The organism is Pseudoroseomonas ludipueritiae (assembly GCF_014490445.1).
Lineage (GTDB): Bacteria > Pseudomonadota > Alphaproteobacteria > Acetobacterales > Acetobacteraceae > Pseudoroseomonas > Pseudoroseomonas ludipueritiae.
The window spans coordinates 1-1,334 of the sequence record NZ_JACTUZ010000336.1 but is presented as its reverse complement, the minus strand read 5'-3'; the positions used below and the strand labels follow the sequence as shown (position 1 = coordinate 1,334).

The 1,334-nt window shown below is 72.2% G+C and carries 1 protein-coding gene; it reads left to right on the top strand.

The genetic code is table 11. The annotated features are described in order from the left end of the window. Positions 1–32: 32 nt before the first annotated feature. A partial coding sequence (locus IBL25_RS26160) for a TolC family outer membrane protein (protein ID WP_187781350.1) occupies positions 33–1,334 on the top strand: 1,302 nt, incomplete at its 3' end.

The window sequence follows — 1,334 nt, the reverse complement described above, 5'->3', positions numbered from 1 at the left end:
TGCTATCGGCGTCGGTGTTGGTGTGTGGGTTGATGTCGGGTGTGGCGCGTGGGCAGACGCTGGAGGCGGCGCTGTCGCAGGCCTATGCCAACAACCCGACCTTGCAGACGGCGCGGGCGCAGCTGCGGGTGGTGGATGAGAATGTGCCGCAGGCGCTGTCGGGCTGGCGGCCGAGCGTGACCATTGCCGGCAGTGCCGGCTACAATTCGGGCACGGCGCGCTCGCGCGGCATTTATGCCGACACCGACCGGCAGATCGGCTCGGTGCAGGCGACGGTGACGCAGCCGCTGTACAATGGTGGCCGCACGGTGGCCAGCACGCGACGCGCCGAGCACCAGGTGCTGGCGCAGCGGGCGCGGCTGATCGGCACCGAGCAGCAGGTGCTCTCGGATGTGGTGGCCGCCTATGTGGCGGTGATCCGCGACCAGGAAACGCTGCGGCTGAACGTCAACAACGTGCAGGTGCTGCAGCGGCAGCTGGACGCCACCAACGAGCGCTTCCGGGTGGGCGAGATCACCCGCACCGACGTGGCGCAGGCGGAAAGCCGGCTGGCCGGCGCCCGCGCCGCGCGGGCCAATGCCGAGGGCACCTTGCAGACCAGCCGGGCCACCTTCGCGCGGCTGGTGGGGGTGGCGCCGGAGCGGCTGGTGGCGCCGCAGCCGCTGAGCGCGCCGGTGGGCAGCGCCCGCGAGGCGGCGCAGATGGCCTCGGTGAATGCGCCCGGCGTGGTGGCGGCCTTGTTCGATGAGGCGGCGGCGCGCAACGCGGTGGATGTGCAGTTCTCCGCGCTGCTGCCGCAGGTCTCCTTGCAGGCGCAGAGCTTCCGTTCCGACAATGCGCAGTCGCCGCACACCCGCGCCACCGGCGAGCAGGTGACGGCGACGCTGTCGGTGCCGCTCTACCAGGGCGGTGCCGAGCATGCGCTGGTGCGGCAGGCGCGGCAGCAGGTGCAGCAGGCGCGGCAGGTGGTGGACGACCAGCGGCGGGTGGCGATGCAGCAGGCGACGCAGGCCTGGGAAGGGCTGGCGGCGGCGCGGGCGCAGGTGGACAGCGTGCGGGCGCAGATCCGCGCCGCCGAGATCGCGCTCGACGGCGTGCAGCGCGAGGCGGTGGTGGGCAGCCGCACCACGCTGGATGTGCTGAACGCCGAGCAGGAACTGCTGAACAGCCGCGTCTCGCTGGTGCAGGCCTTGGCCACCGTGGTGACCAACAGCTACAACCTCGCCGGCGCCGTCGGCCGCCTCACCGCCCGCGACCTGGCGCTGCCCGTGCCCCTCTACAACATGGAAGCCTACTACCGCACCGTCCGTTCCAAGTGGTTCGGGACGGGGGAC